This window comes from Kribbella sp. (assembly GCF_035655035.1).
Classification (GTDB): Bacteria; Actinomycetota; Actinomycetes; order Propionibacteriales; family Kribbellaceae; genus Kribbella.
On the sequence record NZ_DASRVN010000668.1, the window covers coordinates 1 to 3,570 of the forward strand.

Annotated in this window: 4 protein-coding genes; all 4 read left to right on the plus strand. The window is 66.9% G+C overall.

Going from position 1 to position 3,570, the window contains the following annotated elements; translation table 11 throughout:
* A partial coding sequence (locus tag VFF46_RS34910) for an FAD-dependent oxidoreductase (protein ID WP_325041524.1) occupies positions 1–642 on the plus strand: 642 nt, incomplete at its 5' end.
* Between the two features lie 30 nt (positions 643–672).
* Positions 673–1,923: a sugar ABC transporter substrate-binding protein gene (locus VFF46_RS34915; protein WP_325041525.1), complete on the plus strand. Its 1,251-nt coding sequence runs from the start codon at positions 673–675 to the stop codon at positions 1,921–1,923.
* Positions 1,920–2,867, plus strand: a complete 948-nt coding sequence (locus VFF46_RS34920) for a sugar ABC transporter permease (RefSeq protein WP_325041526.1) — start codon at positions 1,920–1,922, stop codon at positions 2,865–2,867. The genes VFF46_RS34915 and VFF46_RS34920 overlap by 4 nt, the downstream gene beginning before the upstream one ends.
* Positions 2,857–3,570: carbohydrate ABC transporter permease (locus VFF46_RS34925; RefSeq protein WP_325041527.1), on the plus strand; the 714-nt coding region annotated here is incomplete at its 3' end. The genes VFF46_RS34920 and VFF46_RS34925, both read left to right, overlap by 11 nt.

Genomic DNA, 3,570 nt, shown 5'->3' on the forward strand with positions numbered 1-3,570 from the left:
GGCCCGGTGATCGACGTACCGGACGCCGCGAAGCACCTCGCCGCGGCCCGGGAATTGTCGCAGGCCGTCTTCTACTGGCTGCAGACCGAGGCGCCGCGCCCCGACGGCGGCACCGGGTTCCGCGGACTGCGGTTGCGCGGCGATCTGCTCGGTTCGGCGGACGGCCTCGCGCAGGCGCCGTACATCCGGGAGTCGCGGCGGATCAAGGCGGCGTACACGATCGTCGAGCAGGACCTGTCGGTCGCGGTCCGCGGCAGCCGCGGGGCGGTGGCGTACGACGACAGCGTCGGGATCGGGATGTACCGGATCGACCTGCACCCGTCGACCGGCGGGGACAACTACATCGACGTGGCGAGCAGCCCGTTCCGGATCCCGCTCGGGGCAATGATCCCGCAGCGGGTGCAGAACCTGCTGCCCGCGAGCAAGAACCTCGGCACCACGCACATCACCAACGGCTGTTACCGGCTGCACCCGGTCGAGTGGAACATCGGCGAGGCCGCGGGCCTGCTGGCCGGCTTCTGCCTCGACCGCGGTGTCAGTCCGCATGCGGTCCACGCCACCCCTGCCCTGCTCGGCGAGTTCCAGGACCGCCTGGTTGCCCAGGGCATCGAACTCGCCTGGCCGGCCATTGAGGGTTACTGAGCTCCGGCTACTGATGGAAGGTCCCCTGAGATGAAGAGACTGACAGCGGCGTTGTCCGCGGCCGCGGTGCTGGCCGCCGCCGGATGCGGCGGCGGCTCCGGCTCCGGCGCGAGCGCGAGTGGGCCGATCGACCTGCGGATGACGATCTGGAGCGCGAACGCCAAGCACCTGGCGCTGTTCGACCAGATCGCCGCGAACTACAAGAAGGACCATCCGGAGATCGGCAAGATCAGCTTCGAGTCGATCCCGTTCGACAGCTACACGACCACGCTGACCACCCAGATCGGCGGCGGCAACGTCCCGGACCTGGCGTGGATCTTCGAGAGCAACGCGCCGGACTTCGTCAGCTCCGGTGCGCTGGAGCCGATCGACAAGGACCCGGACCTGGTCCCGAGTACGACGGCCAACTGGGAGAAGGACGGCAAGCTGTACGCGTACCCGTTCTCCACCTCGCCGCTGGGGGTGTTCGTGAACACCGACCTGGTGAAGGCGGCGGGGCGGCCGGAGCCCGCGCAGCAGATCGCCTCCGGGACATGGACGTGGGACGAGGCCGCCAAGACCGCTGCCGCCGTACAGGCCAAGACCGGCAAGGGTGGTCTGGTGGTCGGCGACTTCGACTACAAGGGCTGGGACACGCTGAACGCGATCTGGTCCGGGTGGGGTGCGCGGCCGTGGAGCGAGGACGGCAAGAGCTGCCAGTTCGACCAGCCGCAGATGGTGGACGCGATGACGTTCGTGCACAAGATGATCTTCACCGACAAGGGCATGCCGGGGCCGGGGATCACGAAGGACTTCTTCGCGGGCGACTCGTCGATGGTGGTCACCCAGATCAGCCGGGCGGCGCTGCTCGAGAAGGCCAAGTTCCATTGGGACCTGGTGCCGTTGCCGAAGGGTCCGGCCGGTGAGTACTCCGTGGTCGGGCAGGCCGGGATCGGGGTGTTCAAGCGCGGCAAGCACGCGGAGGCGGCCAAGCAGTTCCTGGCGTACTTCAGCAACGCGCAGAACTCGGCCAAGCTGGCGGAGTTCTTCCCGCCGCCGCGGAAGTCCGAGCTGAACGCGGCCGCACTGGCGAAGGCCAACCCGCTGCTCAAGCCCGCCCAACTCGACAGTGTTGTTGTCAAGGGCATCGAAAACGGGACGATCAAGCCCAGTCACACCGGGTACGCCGAGCTGCAGCAGACCGTTCGCGCCGCCCTCGACCCGCTGTGGAAGCCGGACGCCGACGTGAAGACCGTACTGTCCGGCGTCTGCTCGAAGATCAACCCCCTGCTGGCGAAATGACCCTGCTCGCCGAGAAGCCCACGCGGCCCAGGCGTTCAGGGGCCGCGTCCGCGCGGGCGCCGTACTGGACAATGCGGCGGCGTGACACGTTGGCCGGCTGGCTGATGGTCGCGCCGCAACTGGCCGGCATCGTCGCGTTCGTGCTGGTGCCGCTCGGGCTGGTGGTCTGGTACAGCGTGCACGAGTGGAACCTGCTGGCCGGCACGTTCGAGTTCGTCGGCGGGGACAACTACAAGGCGCTCGCCGACGACCAGCGGCTCGGTCCGGTGCTGCAGGCAACGGGTCTGTTCTCGGTCGGGCTGGTGGTGCTGAACCTCAGCCTCGCGCTGTTCCTCGCCGTGCTGCTGAACCAGAAACTCCGCGGAACGGTGATTTTCCGGACGCTGTTCTTCTCGCCGGTCGTGGTGACGCTCGTCGCGTGGACGATCGTGTGGGGTTTCCTGCTGCAGGACAACGGCGGCGTGAACGCTTTCCTGCACGTCTTCGGCATCAACGGGCCGAACTGGCTGCGCTCCGGCGGTACGGCGATGGTGTCGGTGATCGTCGTACAACTGTTCAAGAACGTCGGGCTGAACATGGTGCTGTTCCTGGCGGCGCTGCAGGGCGTACCGGCGGAGCTGTACGAAGCGGCCCGGATCGACGGGGCGTCGGCGTGGGCGCGGTTCCGGCGGGTGACCGTCCCGTTGATCAGCCCAACGATCCTGCTGACGATGATCCTGACGATCGTCGGGTCGCTGCAGGTGTTCGCGCAGATCGCCGTACTGACGCAAGGCGGTCCGGGGACGTCCACGACCGTACTCGTCTACTACCTGTACCAGCAGGCGTTCCAGTTCCACCACTTCGGGTACGGCGCCACGCTGTCGCTCGTGCTGTTCCTGATCGTGCTGGTGCTGACCGTGATCCAGTGGCAGATGCGTAAGAAGTGGGTGTTCCATGAGGCTTAAGCTGCTGATCTACGGCGTACTGCTGGTGTGTTGTGTGCCCTTCGTGTTCCCGATCTGGTGGATGGCGACGACGTCGCTCAAGCCGGTGTCGGAGATCTTCGCGTTTCCGCCCTCGCTGCTGCCGGGGTCGCCGACGTTGGACGCCTACAAGCAGGTGTTCGAGCTGCAGCCGTTCGGGCGGCAGTACCTGAACAGCCTCTACATCGCGCTGGTGGTGACGATCGGGACGCTGGCGGTGTCGTCGCTCGCCGGGTACGCGTTCGCCCGGGTGAAGTTCCGCGGCGCCGGGGTTGTGTTCCTGGTCGTCCTGACCGGGCTGCTGATCCCGAACGAGGTGACGATCATCCCGTTGTACAAGATGTTCGACGCCTTCGGCCTGGTGGACACCCACTGGCCGCTCATCCTGATCCCGATGCTCGGTGCCCCCAGCGTGCTGGCGACCTTCATCATGCGCCAGTTCTTCATCACGCTCCCCGCCGAACTCGAGGAAGCCGGCCGCGTCGACGGCCTGGGCCGCTTCGGCCTCTTCTACCGCATCTGCCTACCGTTGGCCCGGCCGGCAATCGGCGCGGTCGCGATCTTCACGTTCCTGCACAGCTGGAACCTCTACCTGGAGCCGATCGTCTTCCTCTCCTCCAAACAGAAGTTCACCATCCCCCAGGCCCTCACCCAATACGTCGACGCCTACGGCGGCCCCATGTGG